14 protein-coding genes and 1 pseudogene are annotated in these 16721 nt (G+C 73.7%); 9 read left to right on the forward strand and 6 right to left on the reverse strand.

Features of this window, described 5'->3' with window-relative positions; translation table 11 throughout:
- Window positions 1-14: 14 nt before the first annotated feature.
- From ACP6CK_RS18305 to accD, 3 genes are all read right to left on the reverse strand, one after another.
- Window positions 15-4370, reverse strand: a complete 4356-nt coding sequence (locus ACP6CK_RS18305; RefSeq protein WP_426954737.1) for a beta strand repeat-containing protein — start codon at window positions 4368-4370, stop codon at window positions 15-17.
- A 220-nt stretch (window positions 4371-4590) separates the two neighbouring features.
- The gene (locus ACP6CK_RS18310) at window positions 4591-5943 is read right to left on the reverse strand and encodes a bifunctional folylpolyglutamate synthase/dihydrofolate synthase (RefSeq protein WP_426954738.1); all 1353 of its coding nucleotides are present in this window, start codon (window positions 5941-5943) and stop codon (window positions 4591-4593) included.
- 2 nt (window positions 5944-5945) lie between these two features.
- Entirely contained in the window at window positions 5946-6920 is a 975-nt protein-coding gene (accD, locus tag ACP6CK_RS18315) for an acetyl-CoA carboxylase, carboxyltransferase subunit beta (RefSeq protein WP_426954739.1), read from the reverse strand.
- A 211-nt stretch (window positions 6921-7131) separates the two neighbouring features.
- Here accD and ACP6CK_RS18320 point away from each other — a divergent pair, with 211 nt between their 5' ends.
- From ACP6CK_RS18320 to ACP6CK_RS18340, 5 genes are all read left to right on the forward strand, one after another.
- A complete protein-coding gene (locus ACP6CK_RS18320; protein WP_426954740.1) occupies window positions 7132-8085 on the forward strand; it encodes a DnaJ C-terminal domain-containing protein in 954 nt (317 codons plus the stop codon).
- Entirely contained in the window at window positions 8082-8360 is a 279-nt protein-coding gene (locus ACP6CK_RS18325; RefSeq protein ID WP_426954741.1) for a chaperone modulator CbpM, read from the forward strand. Before ACP6CK_RS18320 ends, ACP6CK_RS18325 begins: the two co-directional genes overlap by 4 nt.
- Before the next feature lie 47 nt (window positions 8361-8407).
- Entirely contained in the window at window positions 8408-9535 is a 1128-nt protein-coding gene (locus ACP6CK_RS18330) for a S1C family serine protease (RefSeq protein ID WP_426954742.1), read from the forward strand.
- Between the two features lie 77 nt (window positions 9536-9612).
- Window positions 9613-10182: an adenylate kinase gene (locus tag ACP6CK_RS18335; RefSeq protein ID WP_426954743.1), complete on the forward strand. Its 570-nt coding sequence runs from the start codon at window positions 9613-9615 to the stop codon at window positions 10180-10182.
- Window positions 10183-10288: 106 nt separating this feature from the next.
- A complete protein-coding gene (locus tag ACP6CK_RS18340) occupies window positions 10289-11740 on the forward strand; it encodes a hypothetical protein (protein ID WP_426954744.1) in 1452 nt (483 codons plus the stop codon).
- A gap of 282 nt (window positions 11741-12022) precedes the next feature.
- Here the strand turns inward: ACP6CK_RS18340 and ACP6CK_RS18345 are convergent, their stop codons facing one another.
- Window positions 12023-12346 carry a TIGR02300 family protein gene (locus ACP6CK_RS18345; RefSeq protein WP_426954745.1) on the reverse strand — a complete coding sequence of 108 codons (324 nt, stop codon included), beginning with the start codon at window positions 12344-12346 and terminating at the stop codon, window positions 12023-12025.
- A gap of 131 nt (window positions 12347-12477) precedes the next feature.
- On the opposite strand from ACP6CK_RS18345, the gene aroA reads away from it, so the two are divergent.
- The 3 genes and pseudogenes from aroA to ACP6CK_RS18360 all read left to right on the forward strand — a co-directional run.
- Window positions 12478-13866: a 3-phosphoshikimate 1-carboxyvinyltransferase gene (gene aroA, locus ACP6CK_RS18350; RefSeq protein ID WP_426954746.1), complete on the forward strand. Its 1389-nt coding sequence runs from the start codon at window positions 12478-12480 to the stop codon at window positions 13864-13866.
- Window positions 13863-14537: a (d)CMP kinase gene (cmk, locus tag ACP6CK_RS18355; RefSeq protein WP_426954747.1), complete on the forward strand. Its 675-nt coding sequence runs from the start codon at window positions 13863-13865 to the stop codon at window positions 14535-14537. The genes aroA and cmk overlap by 4 nt, the downstream gene beginning before the upstream one ends.
- A gap of 88 nt (window positions 14538-14625) precedes the next feature.
- A pseudogene (locus ACP6CK_RS18360) lies at window positions 14626-14997 on the forward strand (YkvA family protein); the annotation flags it as partial.
- 9 nt (window positions 14998-15006) lie between these two features.
- Here the strand turns inward: ACP6CK_RS18360 and ACP6CK_RS18365 are convergent.
- A complete protein-coding gene (locus ACP6CK_RS18365; RefSeq protein WP_426954748.1) occupies window positions 15007-15285 on the reverse strand; it encodes a DUF6894 family protein in 279 nt (92 codons plus the stop codon).
- 127 nt (window positions 15286-15412) lie between these two features.
- Between ACP6CK_RS18365 and ACP6CK_RS18370 the strand changes: the two genes are divergently transcribed.
- Window positions 15413-15598 carry a hypothetical protein gene (locus tag ACP6CK_RS18370; RefSeq protein ID WP_426954749.1) on the forward strand — a complete coding sequence of 62 codons (186 nt, stop codon included), beginning with the start codon at window positions 15413-15415 and terminating at the stop codon, window positions 15596-15598.
- Between the two features lie 90 nt (window positions 15599-15688).
- Here ACP6CK_RS18370 and ACP6CK_RS18375 read toward each other — a convergent pair whose 3' ends face one another.
- Window positions 15689-16720 carry a tagatose 1,6-diphosphate aldolase gene (locus ACP6CK_RS18375; protein WP_426954750.1) on the reverse strand — a complete coding sequence of 344 codons (1032 nt, stop codon included), beginning with the start codon at window positions 16718-16720 and terminating at the stop codon, window positions 15689-15691.
- Window position 16721 lies beyond the last annotated feature (1 nt).

Here is a 16721-nt window from a genome sequence, read left to right on the forward strand (position 1 = left end):
CAGCGTCCCGGAGGCTAGGCGATGACGTGGATGTCGGAGGCGGTCAGCGCCGGGGCGCCGCTGAAGGTGGCGATGGCGACCTTCGCTGCACCCCCGACACCATCGGCGTCCCACCACAGCCGGCCGATGTCGCTCTCGTAGATGAACTGCCCCGTGCCGGACGGGGCCGTCGTAGAGCCATCGGTGTTGACCACGAACCGCGCCCCGGGCAGCGCCCCGGCAACGAGCCCGCCCCCGAAGCCGGCGGCCGAGACCTCGATCTCATCCGTGCCAGGCACGAAGGCATAGACCACATCCCCGCCCTCAGCGGCCGAGCCGTAGCTGATCGTGTCCGCACCCGCCTCCCCGTACAGCCGGTCCGCGCCGATCCCGCCCACCAGCGTGTCGTTGCCATCGCCGCCGAGGATCGTGTCCACGCCGCCGAGGCCGGAGAGCAGGTTCGCCCCGTCATTCCCCTCCAGCCGGTTGTTCAGCCCGTTGCCCGTCCCGGCCGAGCCCGCGGCCCCGGTCAAGGCCAGCTTCTCCACCCCGTCGCCGAGCGTGAAGGACACCGAGGACTGCACGAGGTCGAGCCCTGCACCACCCGCCTCGCTCACCTCGTCGCCGAGGTTATCCACGATGTAGAGGTCGTTGCCCGACCCCCCGTTCATCGTGTCGGCCCCGAGCCCGCCATCCAGCGTGTCGTTGCCCTGCAGTCCGGTCAGCGTGTTGCCCAGCCCGTTGCCGGTGATCCGGTTGGCGTTGCCGTTGCCCGTCCCGCTGGTGGCCGAGCCGGTCAGGAACAGCCGCTCGACCTGCCCGCCCAGCGTGTAGGACACCGAGGCATAGGCCGTGTCGAAGCCCCCGTCCGCCACCTCGACCAGCACCACCCCAGCGTTGTCGACGTAGAAGGTGTCGTCGCCTCCGCCGCCGGTGTAGCGGTCCAGCCCGCCGCCGCCCTGGAAGGTGTCGTTGCCGCCCCCGCCATCCAGGCGGTTCGCGGCCGCGTTGCCGGTCATCAGGTTGGCCAGCTCGTTGCCCGTGCCGTTGATCGCGGCCCCGCCCACCAGCGTCAGCCGCTCGATCCCGGCGGCGGTCGCGATCGAGTAGGTGACCGAGGCCTCGACCGTGTCCAGGCCCGCCCCGTCCGCGCCCTCCTCCACCACGTCCAGGGCGCTGTCCACCCGGTACACGTCGTTGCCCGCCCCGCCGACAAGGCTGTCCACCTCACTCCCGCCGTCCAGCGTGTCCGAGCCGCCGCCCCCCACCAACGTGTCCGCCCCTCCCAGACCCAGGAGCGTGTTCGACAGCCCGTTGCCGGTGATCAGGTTGGCCGCGGCGTTGCCCGTCCCGGTCGTGGCCGAGCCGATCAGCACGAGGTTCTCGAACCCGGTCGCGAGGGTGAAGGAGACGGAGGCCGTCACCGTGTCCGTGCCGTCCCCGCCCGCCTCGCTCACCACGTCGCCGAGACTGTTCACGACGTAGCTGTCGTCGCCCACCCCGCCCGCCATGCTGTCGTCGCCGGACCCGCCATCCAGGCTGTCAGCCCCGGCCCCGCCGGTCAGCGTGTCACTGCCCGACCCGCCGATCAGCGTGTCGTCGCCGCCTGCCCCGTCGATCGTGTCGTTGCCGCCCAGCCCGTCGGTGCTGTCCGGACCCGTGCCGCCGACCAGGCTATCCGCCCCCGATGTCGGCCCGGACGGGGCGGCGCTGACCTGCAGGATGCGAGAGCCTGTCGCCGTCTCGACCAGCGTCAGCGTGCCGTTGAGCGTGAACAGCGCGTCCGGTGAGCCGTTGCCGTTCGTGTCGAACTGGATCTGCGTCACCGCCTGGCCACTCACCAGGACGTTGCGGAAAGCGATCTGCGACGTGCCATTGTTCTGGAAGGGCGCGCTGCCGACGAAGGTGCCGGCCAGCGCCGAGAGGTCCAGCCGATCGCCCGCGGCGAAGTCGGCGATGATGTCGGCCGCCCCGATCTCGGCCAGCGCACCGACCACGAAGGTGTCGTTCCCCGTCCCGCCCGTCAGGCTGTCGCTCCCCGCCCCGCCCAGCAGCGTGTCGTTGCCGGCGCCGCCGGAGACGGTGTCGTCCCCGTCACCGGCCTCCAGATGGTTGGCGACGCCGCTGCCGGTGAGGCTGTCCGCGAAGGCGGAGCCCCGCGCCCGCTCGATGTTCACCAGCGTGTCCTGGCCGCCGAACCAGCCGTCATCGGCGGCGAGGCCGGTGGCGAGGTTCACGACGACGCCGGAGAGCGAGCCCGCATAGTCCGCCGTCACCAGCGTCCCGACCGTCGGCGCCCGCAGCGTGTCGTCGCCACCCTGCCCTCGGATGTAGGAGACGAGGCCTCCGTTCACCGCGCCGGTGATGGTGTCGGCGAACTGGCTGCCGCGCGCGTTCTCGATCGAGACGAGCGTGTCCGTGCCGCCCCAGGAGTTCGTCGCGGTGCCGGTAGAGCCGTTGCCGAGGTCGATGACCGCCCCGGTCGTTGGCGCGTCGCCGCCGGCATAGGAGCTGGCGCGGTAGGTATCGCTGCCGCCGCGCCCCTCGATCAGGTTGCTCCCCTGACTGCCGGCGAGGATGTCGTCGCCCGAGGTGCCGCGCAGCGTGTCGTTGCCCTGCCCGCCCGTGGCCGCGTTGAAGTTGGCGATCTGATCCGTGCCCGCCGCCTTCGTGATGGTGCCGGCGAACCCGCCGAACCCGCCCGGCGCGGCGGTGGTGCCGAGGTCGATCGTGACCGCCTCGCTCCCGCCGAAGATGATCGTGTTGATCCCGCCGCGCCCGTCCACCGTGTGCTCGCCGCCGCTGCCCACGCGGAAGGAGTCGTTGCCCGTGCCGCCGAGCAGCGTGTCGTCGAAGCCGGAGCCGAAGACGTTGCGCACGGCGTTGAGCGTGTCCGTGCCGCCCTGCCCGTCCTGCGCCGTCCCCGCCGCCAGGTCCACGACAACGGCGGAGGTCGCGCCGCTGTAGTCGGCGCGGTTGTTGGCGTTGTCCTGCCCGTTGATCGTGTCGTTCCCGGCCCCGCCGCGGAGCGAGATCGTGTTCCAGGAATAGGCGGCCGTGGTGCCGTTGAGCACGTCGGCCTCGTTGGTGCCGCGGAACTCGTTCACGTTGGTCAGCGTGTCCTGCCCCGCGCCGGCCTTCACCACCGTCCCGTTCGCCCAGCCGAAGAGCCCGGCCCCGATCCCGGTGATCGTGACCGTCACCGGCCCCGTGAGGGGGGCGTAGTCCGCGATGTTGTAGCCGCCCGCGCCATCGATCGTGTCGTTGCCGATGGTCGCATCGAACCGGTCGCCATCGGCGGAGCCGATCAGCGTGTCGGCAAAGTTGGAGCCCTGCACCCGCCGGACGTCGATCAGCGTGTCGCTGCCTACGCCCGCGCCGCTCGCCGTTCCGGCCGTGAGGTTGACGGCCACGCCACCGGTCGCGTCGAAGTAGCTGGCGCGGTTGAGCTGGCTGTCCTGGCCATCGATGGTGTCGTTGCCCAGTCCGCCCCGCAGGTTGATCGAGAAGGGCAGGCCGGAGACCGTGGAATCCGATCCGGTCAGCGTGTCGTTGCCCGACCCGCCATTCACCTGGCGGATGCCGGTGAAGCTATCCGTCCCGTTGCCGCCCGACTTGACGACCGTGCCGCTGTAGACGGGGCTGTTGGCGAAGCTGACGTTGATCGCGAAGCTCTGGCCGGCATAGCTCAGCGTGTCGCTGCCATTGCCCCCGCCGCCGAGGAAAGTATCGTTCCCGCTGCTGCCGATCAGGAAGTCGCTGTCCAGACCGCCATCGACGAAGTCGTTCCCGGCACCGCTGTCGAGCGTGTCGTTGCCGGCGAGGCCCAGCAGCGTGTCGTCTCCGCCCAGGCCCACGAAGTAGTTGTTGAACCCGTCGCCCCGCATGCTGTCGGCGAGGTCGTCACCGCGGGCGGAGCGGACGTCGGTCAGCGTGTCCGTCGTGCCGCGGAAGCTGGCCGTGCCCGCCTCCAGGTCGAGGACGACCGCGAAGTCGGCACTCGTCGTGTCGTAATTGGCGAAGACGCTCGTGAGCCCGCCGCCGTCGATCGTGTCGGCGCCCTGCCCACCGTAGAGGTAGAGGAAGGTCCCGCCGGGGTTGGATGCGGCCGTGACCGTGAAGCTGTCGCCCTGGGCGGTGCCGGAGAAGGAGTCGATGTCGCTGAAGCTATCGGTGCCGAGCCCGCCGCCCTTCACCACGCTGTTGCCGCCGAAGCCGCCGGAGATGGTGCCGATGGTGACCGCGATCGCCTGGGCGAGGGAGAAGTACTGAGCCCGGTTGAACCCGCCACCGCCCGTGAAGGTGTCGTTGCCGGCGGACGCGGTGAAGGTGTCGTCCGCATCGCCGCCGACATACGGGTCATTGCCGGGGGTTCCAGGAAAGTCGGTCATGTCGGGGCCTCTCGGTCACGGCGACGCCCGTGCGCCCGTCGAGCGCACGCCCGTCCGGGCAAGGAGACACCGGCCAACATCCCTCCTCCGTCGCGCGTCCGATCGGGGCGCGGCGGGAGGCGTCGCGGTCGTGTGGTGGCGCGTCCTCGGGTCGGGCGCCCAGCGTTGCGTCCCCTCCGGGGGGCGGCAACCAACCTTTGGTTGTATAAACGAAATTAAACTAGCCGGGGATCGTTCCGTCCGCCTTCAGCACCTCCCCGGCCAGGTAGAGGCTGCCGCAGACCAGCACCCGCCCGGGCGCGCCGCCAGCCGCCACGATCGCGGCCAGCGCGTCCGCCACGCGTGGCCCGAGCCGCGCCACGCCGCCGGAGGCCGCCACGATCTCCGCCGGCGGCACGGCCAGGTGCTGCCCCGGCTCCGCCACCGCGTGGACGGAGGCCGCGAGCGGCAGCAGCGGCGCCAGGAACTCCCCCACCGCCTTCGACTTCTTCATGCCAACGACGAGGTGCACGGGCCGGTCCGACCAACCGCGGAGATGCGCGGCCAGCGCCTCGCCGGCGCCGGGATTGTGGCCGCCATCCAGCCACAGCTCCCAGCCCGGCGGCAGCTGCGCGCCGAGATGCCCCTGAAGCCGCTGCAGCCGCGCCGGCCAGGTCGCGCCGGCCACGCCGTCCCGCAGCGCCGCGACGGTGAGCCAGGACGGGCCCCAGGCCCGCAGCGCCGCCACCGCGATGCCCGCATTGTCGGCCTGGTGCGGCCCGGGCAGGCCGGGCGGCGGCAGTAGGATCTCTCCCCGCAGGTCGCGGTAGCGCAGGCCGCCACCTTCCCAGGCCACGTCCCAGTAGCGCCCGCGCGCGGCGAGCGGCGCTCCCTTCGCCTCGGCCTCCGCCCCGATCACGGCCAGCGCCTCGGGCGCCTGGGCGCCGGTCACCACCGGCACGCCCGGCTTGATGATCCCCGCCTTCTCCCCCGCGATGGTCGCGAGGCGGTCGCCCAGGAAGTCCATGTGGTCCATGGAGATGGAGGCGATGGCGCAGGCCGCCGGCCGGTCCACCACGTTCGTCGCGTCGAAGCGCCCGCCCAGCCCGACCTCCAGCACCAGCAGGTCCGCGGGCACCCGGCTGAACAGCAGCAGCGCCGCCGCCGTCGTCACCTCGAAGACGGTGATCGGCAACCCGCCGTTGCGCGCCTCTACCTCCTCCAGCGCGGCCGCCAGGGCGTTCTCTTCCACCAGCGTCCCGGCCAGCCGGATGCGCTCGTGGAAGCGGACGAGGTGCGGGGAGGTGTAGACGTGCACCCGCTGCCCCGCGGCCTCCGCGATGGCGCGCAGGAAGGCGCAGGTGGAGCCCTTGCCGTTCGTGCCGGCCACGTGGACCACCGGCGGCAGGTGCCGCTCCGGATTGCCCAGCGCATCCAGGCAGCGCCGCAGTCGGTCGAGGGACAGGTCGATCAGCACGGGATGCAGCCCGTGCAGCCGGTCGATGATCGCCTCCGACCGCCCGGCCAGCATGTCCGGGCCCGCGCGCAGCCCGGCGGGCGCGCCCGGCAGAGGATCGGGCGCGGGGGCCGCCATCGCTATTCCGCCGGCGGGATGGGGGCCGCGGCCTGCGGCACCACCCCGGCCGGCACGGCGCCCGCCAGGACCGCGTTGTCCGGCGCATCCACCGGCGGCGCGTCCGGCAGCGGTGGCGCCTCCGCCACCACGGGCGGGCGCAGGAAGCCGATCAGGCGCGCCAGCGTCGCCCGCATCTCCGGCCGCCGCACCACCATGTCCAGGATGCCGTGCGCCAGCAGGTATTCGGCGCGCTGGAAGCCCTCGGGCAGCTTCTCCCGCACGGTCTGCTCGATCACGCGCGCGCCGGCGAAGCCGATCAGCGCGCCGGGCTCGGCGATCTGGATGTCGCCGAGCATCGCGAAGCTCGCCGTCACGCCGCCGGTCGTCGGGTCGCAGAGCACGACGATGAAGGGCAGCCCCGCCTCCTTCACCATCCGTGTCGCGATGACCGTGCGCGGCATCTGCATGAGGCTGACCGCGCCCTCCTGCATCCGCGCCCCGCCGGAAGCGGTGAAGACGATCAGCGGCGCGTCCTGCAGCACGGCCAGCCGCGCGGCGGTGACGATCCCCTCCCCCACGCCGGCGCCCATGGAGCCGCCCATGAAGGTGAACTCGAAGGCCGCGACCACCGCCGGCCGGCCCTCGATCGCGCCATGGGCCACGGCGATCGCGTCATCCAGCCCGTTGGCCGTCTGCGCCTCGCGCAGCCGGTCGCCGTAGCGGCGGGAATCCCGGAAGCGCAGCGGGTCCGCCGGGGCCCGCGGCAGCTCGATCCGCTGCCAGCCCGGGTCCAGCGTGTAGTCCAGCCGCCGCTTCGCGGAGACGCGGAGGTGGTGCCCGCAATGCGGGCAGACATGGAGGTTCCGCTCCAGGTCCTGGTGGAAGATCATCTGCTCGCAGGCCGGGCATTTGTGCCAGAGGTTCTCCGGCACGTCGCGCTTGGCCCCGAACAGCGTCTGGATCTTCGGCACCGCCCAGTCGGAGATCCAGTTCATCGAGGGGTCCTGTCCCGTGGCGCCTCGCGGGCCCATGGCCCCTCGCCGCCCCGCGGCCCGAAGGTCGCCGGCCGCGCGGAGAGGGGGGCATCCCGCCAAGGCGCGGGAGGTAGGCGCGACCGGCCACCGCGCGCAAGAGGCGGGCGCCCCATGCCCGGGGTTGGGCCGGGGGCTGGACCGGGGGCGGCTGGTTGCCGATATCCTGCCGGCCATGGCCTCCGCAGATCCCTACAAGACCCTCGGCGTGGGCCGCACCGCCTCGGCGGAGGAGATCCGCAAGGCCTTCCGCGGCATCGCCAAGAAGAACCACCCCGACCTCAACCCCGGCGACAAGGCCGCGGAGGAGCGCTTCAAGGCGGCCAACGCCGCCCATGACCTCCTCTCCGATCCGGAGAGGCGCGCCCGCTTCGACCGCGGCGAGATCGACGCGACCGGCCAGGAGACGCCCCCGCGCGGCTACTGGCGCGACCATGCCGAGAGCCCGCAGGGCAACCGCTACCGCTGGGGCGGCGCCGGCGGCCCCTCCCCCGGCGGTGGCGGCGCCGGCCCCTTCGACCCCGACGACCTGGAGGACATCCTCTCCATGTTCCGCGGCGGTGGCGGGCGGGCGGAGACCGGCCCGCGCCGCGGGCGGGACGCCCAGTACCGCCTGTCCGTGGACTTTCTGGACGCGGTGAACGGCGCCACGCGGCGCCTGACCCTGCCGGATGGCCGCGACCTCGACGTCCGCATCCCCCCCGGGCTGGAGGACGGCCAGGTCCTGCGCCTACGGGGCCGCGGCAACCCCGGCACCAACGGCGCCCCGGATGGCGACGCGCTGATCGAGGTCTCCGTCAGCCCCCACCCCTTCTATGAGCGGGACGGCACCAACCTGCGAATGGACCTGCCCGTGACCCTGCGGGAGGCGGTGCTGGGCGCGAAGATCCCCGTCCCCACCCCGCGCGGGGAGGTGACGCTCACCGTCCCGCCCCGTTCCGACGCCGGCACGCAGCTCCGCCTGCGCGGCCGGGGCGTGGCGGAATCCGGCGGCAGCCCCGCCGGCGACCTGTTCGTGACCCTGAAGCTCGTCCTCGGCCCGCTGGACGAGAGCCTGGAAACCTTCCTGCGCGGCTGGTCGCCGCCCGACGGCCCCGACCCCCGCGCGGAGATGCGGAGGCGCGCATGATCCCGATCGAAGCCGTGCTCGCCCGCCTGTCGGGCCTCGACGCGCCGATGCTGGAATCCTGGATCGCCCGGGAATGGGTCCGCCCGGCGCGGCAGGCCGGCCATCTCGTCTTCGACGAGATCGACGTCGCCCGCTGCCGCCTGATCCTGGAGCTGCGGGACGAGCTGGAGGTGAACGACGCCGCCATCCCCGTGGTGTTGCAGCTGCTGGACCAGCTCCACCTGACCCGGCGCCAGCTCCGCCGCGTAGCGGAGGCGCTGGTCGAGATCCGCTAGGCCCGGCAGGGCGCCACAAGGGCCGCGGATGGGTCTAGGAAGGGCCCATGCCCGACCGCAGCCCCCGTGCCCCGCTCGCCCTCTGGATCGTCGCGGCGGCGCTTCTGCTCCTCCTCGGCTGGCTGGCGGCCCCGCTCGTTCAGTCCCTGCTGCCCGCCCCGCAGGCCGAGCCGCGCGTGGTCACGCCGCGCGGCAACCTGGCGGAGGATGAGCGCAGCACCATCGCCCTGTTCGAGGCGGCGCGGGGCTCCGTCGTCTTCATCTCCACGACCGAGCGCGTCGTCTCCCCCTGGGCCCGGAACGCGATGAACGTGCCCCGCGGCACCGGCTCCGGCTTCGTGTGGGACGGGGCGGGGCATGTGGTGACGAACCACCACGTGCTGGCCGGCGCCTCCGGCGCCACGGTGCGGCTGGCCGATGGCCGGGCCTTCAGCGCGCAGCTCGTCGGGGACAGCGCGGAGCACGACCTGGCGGTGCTGCGGATCGGGGTGGTGACGGGCCGCCCGGCGCCGCTGCCGATCGGCACCAGCGCCGACCTGCGCGTGGGGCAGCGGGTCTTCGCGATCGGCAATCCCTTCGGCCTGGACTGGACGCTGACGACCGGGATCATCTCCGCCCTGAACCGGGAGCTGCCGGCCGAGCAGGGGCCGGTCATGACCGGGCTGATCCAGACCGACGCGGCCATCAACCCCGGGAATTCCGGCGGACCGCTGCTGGATAGCGCGGGGCGGCTGATCGGGGTGAACACGGCGATCTTCAGCCCCTCCGGCGCCAGCGCGGGCATCGGCTTCGCCGTGCCGGTGGACGTGGTGAACCGGGTGGTGCCCCGGCTGATCGCCTCCGGCCGCTACGTGCGGCCCGATCCCGGGCTGCGGGTGGATGCGGGGCTGAACGAGGCCCTCTCGGCCCGGCTGGGCGTGCGCGGGGTCTTCGTGCTGGACGTGCTGCCCGGCTCCGCGGCGGCCGCCGCCGGACTGCGCGCGGCACATCTGACGCCCGACGGCGCCCTGGTCCCCGGGGACGTCATCACCGCCGTGTCGGGCCGCCCCGTGGCGCGAGTGCCGGAGCTGCTGGCCGCGCTGGACGCGGTGGAGGCCGGGGCGACGGCGAACCTGACCGTCCTGCGCGCCGGGCAGACGCTGAGCCTCGGCCTGCCGCTCCCGCCGGGACGCTGACCCGCGGGGGCACGGCCTACCCGGCGGCCATCGCGGACGGGTAGGATCCGCCCTTCCCCGAACCGAGGCTCCCGCCGATGCGCATCGCCGTGGTCGGCACGTCCGGTGCCGGCAAGTCCACCCTCGCGCGCCGGATCGCGCAAACCTTCGGCATCCCGCATGTCGAGCTCGATGCCCATTTCTGGGGACCGGACTGGACGCCGGTGGAGCGCGAGGCCATGCGCGCCTCCATCGACGCGGCCACCGCCGCCCCCGCCTGGGTCAGCGACGGGAACTACGAGTCCCGCGTCGGCGACATCATCCGCGCGCGGGCCACGCACCTCGTCTGGCTCGACTATTCCCGCCGGATCATCATGCCGCGCGTGATCCGCCGCAGCCTCCTGCGCGCGCTGACGCAACGGCCGCTCTGGAACGGCAACCGGGAGCGGTGGTCCGCCCTGCTCGAGCGCGACCACCCCATCCGCTACGCCTGGCGCACGGCCCACCCCCGCCGCGCCCGCCTGGAGGCGGAGCTGCGCGATCCCGCCCAGGCGCATCTCACCGTGCTGCGTCTTCGCCATCCCCGCGAGGCGGAGGCCGCGATCGGGCGGCTGCGGCAGGACTTCGCGGGCACCGGGAGTCCGCCAAGTCCTCACAGCGCTGGGTAGCCTGACCTGAGACGGCGGCCGGGCACGCGGGCGCCGGACGGCCGGCGACGCCTTGCAACCCCAGTGCCCGCGCCTCCGTTCGGCCCGCGCCACCAGGACCGGACGCGTGCCCGAGACCCGCTTCGTCGCCCTCGTCATCGTCTCGGTCGGCGCGCTCCTCGCCCTCGCGCGGCTGGTGCGGCTGCCGCCCTCCGTCACCCTCTTCGCGGGCGGGCTGCTCTCCGTCCTCCTGCCCGGGCCGCTGCCGCCGCTGCGGGTGGATCCGCTGATCGTGCTCGGGATGATCCTGCCGCCGCTCCTCTATGCGGGGGTGACGGACCTCTCGCCGGCGGTGCTGCGCTGGGCGGCCTGGCGCGGGGTGCTGGCGGGGGCGCTCTGGTCGCTCGGGCTGACGGCCGCCTGCGCCTTCGCGGCGTCGCTCCTGCTCCCCGGCCTCGATCCCGTCGCCTGCATGGCCATCGGCGTGGCGGCGGCCATCGCCGAGCCCCGGCTGCTGACCGAGACCGGCCTGTCCCGCCACCTGCCGCGCACGCTCTCGGACGGGCTCTCGGCGCAGCTTGCCACGGCGCCGCTGATCGGAGTCTCGCTCTCCCTCCTCGTCGCGAAGAGCGTGGGCGGTCCCGCGCCCGGCCTGCAGACCATTGCCTGGACCCTCGCCCGGGACGCGTCGCTCGGCGCGGCGGCGGGGGTCGCGCTGGGGCTGGCCATGGCGGCCCTGCGGCGCCGCCTGGACCACCCGCCGACCGAGGCGGCCCTGTCCGTCGCCACGCCCTTCGCCGCCGCGGCGATCGGGGAGGGGATGGGCATCTCGCCCATCGCGGTGCTGATCGCCGCCGGGCTGACCATCGCCGCCCGCCACACGGACCCCGCGACCGGGGAGAGCCTCGCCTCGCCGGAGACCCGGCTGCTCCTGCGCGACCTCTGGCGCGCGCTGAACGAGGTCCTGACCGGGGCGCTCTTCTTCCTCATGGGCCGGGCCCTGCCGGAGGCGCTGCAGAGCCCGCTTCCCTGGATGACCCTGGCCGTCGCGGCGGCCGCCCTTCTCGCCCTCTGCTGGGCGGTGCAGTTCGGGATCTCCTGGGCAGCGCTCGCCATGCCCTCCGCTCCCGCCACCCCGCGGGAGGGCGGCGGTCGCGTGCCGGCCTGGCAGGCCGCCATCCTCCTGGCCGCCTCGGCCGGGCGCAGCGTCATCGCGCTGGCCGTGGCGCTCGCCCTGCCGGCCGCCGCCGGCGGTGCGCCCTACGCGGCGCGGGACGCGGTGATCGCGGTGACGGCCGTGCTCGTCATCGCCTCCGCCCTGATCCAATGGCCGCTCCTGCCCCGGCTTCTCGCCTGGGCGCGGCCGGATGGGGCGGCGGAGGCGGACCGCGAGGCGGCCCTGGCGGCGGAGGCCACCGCCGCGATCCCCGCCGACAGGCCGGAGGACGGGCACCGGCGCCTCCGCGCCCTGAGGGAGACGGACAGCATCGGGGACGCGGCGCTGCACGACGGGGAAGCGGCACTGGCGCTCCGCGCGCGGGCGGCGGAGGTGTCGGGACAGGTGCCGAAGCGGCATTGATCCCGCCGGGCCAGCGCTGGCGGACCCGGGGAGAGGGAGAAGGAATTCTCCCTCTCCCCGGACCCCTCACCCTCATCTCTTTTTATCGGGCTGCCGCGGAAGGCGGACACGGTGTCACGCCTCGGGTCTTGGACCCGAGGCGAGGCAGTTGTCCGTGCGGGCTGATCTGAGGTCGTCTGCCCGCTGCGCGGGCGGGCTCCGCCGTCCGCGGCAGCCCGATAGAAAGAGATGAGTGGGGGTCCGGGGGAGAGAATTCCTTCTCTCCCCCGGGGGCCACGAGTGCTACGATTCCTCGTCGCCCTCGGTCTCGACCCCGATCTCCTCGGCCAGATCCTCGTCCGCGTCGTCCAGGTCCTCGGTGTCGTCGGCCGCCGCGTCGGTGTCGGCGTCCTCGACCTCGGGCTCCTCACCCTCGGCCGCATCGCTGACGGCGGCACGCTTCTTCAGCTTCTCGTCCGGCAGGGGCGCGGCGCGGCGGAGGCGGGGCTGCTCGGCGGGCTGCTCCGTGCCGCATTTCGGGCAGACGGCCGGTGCGCGGGTCAGGTCGTAGAACTTGGTGCCGCAGGCGACGCAGGTGCGCTTGAGGCCGAGCTCGGGTTTGGCCATGGGGACGCCTTGACTGGGTCCGCACGCCCGGAGGGGACGGAACGGAAGGGGTTCTGAAAGGGCGGGGCGCATTGCCACGGGGGCGCGCGGCATGTCAAACGCGGGCGCCTTTGCAGATCAGGTCTCCGCCGATGCCGGACCATCATCTCCATGCCGTGCGGGCGCCGCTGGTGGCGGGGGCGCCGGGGCGGGCGCTGTCCGGCCGGCTGCGGGTGCCGGGAGACAAGTCCGTCTCCCACCGCGCGCTGATGTTCGGCGCCCTGGCCGTCGGCACCACCGAGATCACCGGGTTGCTGGAGGGGGAGGACGTGCTCCGCACCGCCTCGGCCATGCGGGCCCTGGGCGCGGAGGTGGAGCGGGTCGGCGAGGGCCACTGGCGTGTCGCCGGGCGCGGGATCGGTGGGCTGGTCAGCCCCGACGACGTCCTGGACATGGGCAATTCCGGCACGGCGGCGCGGCTTCTCCTCGGGCTGCTGGGCGGGCATCACGTCTTCGCGGTGCTGACCGGGGATGCTTCTCTGCGGCGGCGGCCGATGCGGCGGGTCACGGACCCCGTCTCGGCCTGCGGGGCGCGCTTCACCTCCCGCGCGGGGACGCTGCCGATCGCGGTGGAGGGGGCGGCGGACGCCCTGCCGCTCGAATACCGGGTGCCCATGCCCTCGGCCCAGGTGAAGTCCGCGGTGCTGCTGGCCGGCCTCTGCGCGCGCGGGACGAGCCGCGTGGAGGAGCCGGAGGCGACGCGCGATCACACGGAGAACATGCTGCGGCACTTCGGCGCCACCGTCCGGGTGGAGGTCGTGGGCAACGGCCGGGTGATCGAGCTGGAGGGACAGCCGGAGCTGGTGGCGGCGCCGGTGGTGGTGCCGGCCGACCCCTCCTCGGCGGCGTTCCCGCTGGTGGCGGCCCTGCTGGTCCCGGGCTCCGAGGTGACGGTGGAGGGCGTGGGGCTGAACCCGCTCCGTTGCGGGCTGTTCGAGACGCTGCGCGAGATGGGCGCCTCCCTGGAGGTGACGAATGCGCGCGTGGAGGGCGGGGAGCCGGTCGGCGACCTGACCGCCCGCTATTCCGAGCTGCGGGCGGTGGACGTGCCGGCGGCGCGGGCGCCCTCGATGATCGACGAGTATCCCGTGCTGGCCGTCGCGGCCGCCTTCGCGCGCGGCCGGTCGCGCTTCCGCGGGCTGTCGGAGCTGCGGGTGAAGGAGAGCGACCGGCTGGCGGCGACGGTGGCGCTGCTTCAGGCGAACGGCGTGGCCTCGACCGTGGAGGGGGACGACCTGGTGATCGCCCGCAACGGGGCGCCGGCGGCGGGCGGCGGCATGGTGGAGACGCATATGGACCACCGGATCGCCATGTCGGCGCTCGTGATGGGCCTGGCGTCTGAGCGGCCGGTGGCGGTGGATGACGCGGCCTTCATCGAGACCTCCTTCCCCGGCTTCGCGGCGCTGGTGAACGGGCTGGCGGGCCGGGCGGCGATCACGCCGGCGGCGGGGGTATCGTCCGATCCGGTCGGGGTTCCGTGACGGGCGACGGGCCGGCCGCGCCCGGCGTCGAGGCGCCCGGTTCACCGCCGGTCGTGGTCGCGGTGGACGGGCCGGCGGCCGCGGGCAAGGGCACGCTGGCCCGGCGCCTGGCGCGGGAGATGGGACTGCCTTACCTCGACACCGGGCTGCTGTACCGGGCGGTGGCGCGGCAGGTGCTGCTGCGGGGCGGCGTCCCGACCGATGCCGCGGCGGCCGAGACCGCCGCGCGGGCCCTGCGCGCGGAGGACCTGGCGCGGGACGACCTGCGCGGCCCCGACGTGGACCAGGGCGCGAGCCAGGTGGCGGCCATCCCCGCGGTGCGGGCGGCGCTGCTGGACTTCCAGCGGGGTTTCGCCGCGCGGCACGGGGGCGTGCTGGATGGCCGCGACATCGGCACGGTGGTCTGCCCCGACGCGGCGGTGAAGCTCTTCGTCACCGCGAGCGCGGAGGCGCGGGCGGAGCGGCGCTGGCGGGAGCGCGAGGGCCGCGGCGAGGAAATTCCCTTCGCGGAGGTGGCGGCGGAGATGGCCGTGCGGGACGCGCGGGATGCCGCGCGGGACGTCGCGCCGATGCGGCCGGCCGCCGACGCGCTGCTGCTGGACACGACCGGGCTGGACGTGGAGGCGGCTTTCCACGCCGCGTGGAAGCTGGTGCGGTTGCGGCTGGGATAGCGGCGCCGTCCGGCTACGGTCGGGAGCGTGGCGCGCCCGAAGACGGCCCCGCACACCTGATCGCGGCCGGGGCGAGTCCATGCTGAAGCGGATCAAGGACTGGGCGCGAAGGATCCGGCGCGACACGCACGCGCTCTACCTCTCGGCGCGCGATCCCCGGACGCCCTGGTATGCGAAGGCGCTGGCGCTGGCCATCGCGGCCTATGCGCTCTCGCCGATCGATCTGATCCCCGACTTCATCCCGGTCCTCGGCTACCTGGACGAGATCATCCTGCTGCCCCTGGCGATCACGCTCGTGGTGCGGCTGGTGCCGCCCGAGGTGATGGCCGAGCACCGCGCGGCCGCCCTTCGCGCGGAGGGACGTCCGGTCAGCCGCGCCGGCGCCGCCGCGATCGTGGCGGTCTGGCTGCTGGCGGCCGGGGGAATGCTGTGGTGGCTCTGGCCGGAGACCTCGCGATAGCGGGGCCGGTCAGCCGCTCGCGGGCTCCGGGACCACCGCCGGAAACGTCGTCACCGCCACGTCGATGCTGAAGAGCAGGACCCCTCCATTGTCCGTGACGTCCAGCCGCAGATCGGCCGCGGCCCAGTCCTGCGTCTTTCGGAGCTTGATGATCTCGCCGGCCAATCGGATCCCTTCGGCCTGAGCGGCCGAGGTGCTCGGCAGGTCGGTCCCGAGATGGTCGAGGTGGCGTCGCCCGTCGGAGACGTGGAAGTGGTAGCGCGGCATGTCCGCAAGCTTGCCGGCCATGGCGGCGATCCCGCACTAACCTACCTTGTAAAGCGGACCCGGCACGCCGTTCCCATGACATGCCGCCGTCGGGCGCAGAATCACACAGGTGATTGCAGAGCGGCGTGGGAGTTGGCACGAGGCCGCCATGCCCGATCCGCTCCTTGCCAGTATCACCATCCACCGCGCGGACCGGGCAGCCGATCGGCGGCGTGCCGAGGATTGCGACGCGGCCACGAGCCGCGCCCTCCGGCTGCTCGCGCTGCCGGTCTATCCCTGGCTGCCGCCGAGCCGGGTCGGTGCGCCGCGCCGAACGCCGCCCCGCTCGGACTGATGCTGGGCGCCCGCAGCCTGCGGCCGCCGGGGCGAGTTGGATGAGCGCGGGTTCGGGAGGGAAGGCGGGGACCGGTGCCGGCCCCGTGGCCTAGCCCGGGTAGCTCGCCACCCAGCCCTCGCCCTCGCCCTCCATCGCATCGTCCCGCGCGAAGGGCCGCGAGGTCCAGGGCGTGCCGTACTCCGTCAGCAGCGCGTTGATCGCAGCCATGTAGGGAATCCCGCCGGTGCGGAGCCGGCTCTCGAACAGGTCCATGTCGGGGTAGGCGCGGAAGGCATCCGCCCAGATGGCGCGTCCCGCGAGGTAGCCGCTGGCGCCCGCCCGGAAGGCGTAGGTGAGGATGCGCCGGAACGGCTCCATCCCCGCGCCGGCGGAGAGCATCACCCAGGGGCGGTCCAGCAGTTCGTCGAGCTTCGCGAAGGCGGCCTGCGTGTCGGCGACGTCGCTTCCCTCCCCCTCCGGCGCGGGGACGAGGGTGTTGGGCACGGGCGTCTCCAGCTTGAAGATGTCGATCCCGTATTCGGGCTTGCGGAACTCGCGCACCGTCTCGATGACCAGTTCCGGGCGCTTGTCCGCGCTCTCGGCATAGGCGGAGGCGTCCTCCTCCCCGAGCGGGTAGACGAGCGGCTCCAGCAGCAGGGGAATGTCGGCGGCGCGGCATCCCTCGCCGACCTCCCGGACGAAGGCGTGCTGGCGGTCGTTGACGGCGGCGGGCGCGTCGGGGCGGTAGAACAGCATCAGCTTCACCCCGTCCGCGCCGGCACGGCGGATCGTGGCGGGGGACCACGCCGGATAGGTCTTCGTGAGCCGGCCGCCCTGGAGCATGTCGAACTCGAACTGCTCCAGCGTCAGGAGCATGCCCTTCGCCGGGTCGAGGAAGCGGTGCGCGTAGGGCAGCGCGTAGCCGGGATCGAGCAGCATGGCGGAGGCATAGGGCTGCAGCGCGCGGAGAAGCGCGGCCTTCACGGCGCCCACATTCTCCCAGGTGACGGCGGCCTCGCCGCGCGTCTCGCGGATGCGGTTGCGGATGGGGGGGCGCTGGTCCACCGCCACCATGCGGAAGAAGCCCGCCCGGTCGGACAGCCGGTTCAGCCCGCGCAGCTTGCCTGCCGAAATGGCCATG

It is taken from the genome of Muricoccus radiodurans, assembly GCF_050154705.1.
Lineage (GTDB): Bacteria > Pseudomonadota > Alphaproteobacteria > Acetobacterales > Acetobacteraceae > Roseomonas > Roseomonas radiodurans.